Annotated in this window: 2 protein-coding genes; both read right to left on the bottom strand. The window is 55.6% G+C overall.

The annotated features are described in order from the left end of the window. Positions 1-8: 8 nt before the first annotated feature. Positions 9-203: a 50S ribosomal protein L35 gene (gene rpmI, locus JF66_RS21200; protein WP_035879089.1), complete on the bottom strand. Its 195-nt coding sequence runs from the start codon at positions 201-203 to the stop codon at positions 9-11. Next, a partial coding sequence (gene infC / locus JF66_RS21195; RefSeq protein ID WP_035880969.1) for a translation initiation factor IF-3 occupies positions 196-556 on the bottom strand: 361 nt, incomplete at its 5' end. The genes infC and rpmI, both read right to left, overlap by 8 nt.

The raw sequence follows: 556 nt of genomic DNA, 5'->3' as shown, positions 1-556 counted from the left end.
AGCCTGATTTACAGACCGAGAAGCTTCTTGATGACCTTGGTGTCGGACTTGGCCAGCACCTGGTCCTGGTTCAGGCGAGACTTGCGGCTCGTGCTCTTCACCTCGAGGTTGTGGCGCATGCCGGCCTGCTGCTTCATGATCTTGCCGCTTCCGGTGACCTTGAACCGCTTCTTCGTGCCAGAGTGGGTCTTCATCTTAGGCATCTTTTTCCTCCAGTTTCGCTGCCTTATCGGCAACCTTGTCTGCCTTATCGGCTACCTTGTCTGCCTTTTCAGCAGCCTTATGTGCGTTAGTCTCCGCCTTGGCCTCTGACTTGTTCTTCAGAGGTCCGATGACCATGACCATGTTTCGTCCGTCAATGGTCGGAGTCGATTCCACGGAACCGAACTCGGACACATCCTCGGCAAACTTTTTGAGCAGTCGTACGCCCTGATCGGGGCGGGACTGTTCACGACCACGGAACAAAATCATGGCCTTGACCTTGTCGCCAGCCTTCAGGAAGCCTTCGGCGCGTTTGCGCTTGGTCTCGTAGTCGTGGGTATCAATCTTGAGGCGG

This window comes from Cryobacterium sp. MLB-32, from assembly GCF_000738085.1.
GTDB lineage: Bacteria > Actinomycetota > Actinomycetes > Actinomycetales > Microbacteriaceae > Cryobacterium.
The sequence above is the reverse complement of the archived record's forward strand: the minus strand, read 5'-3'. Positions and strand labels throughout refer to the sequence as shown.

What these genes read in the sequence shown, in the direction of transcription:
- rpmI (WP_035879089.1), bottom strand. Translation starts at nt 203, where the DNA reads ATGCCTAAGATGAAGACCCACTCTGGCACGAAGAAGCGGTTCAAGGTC.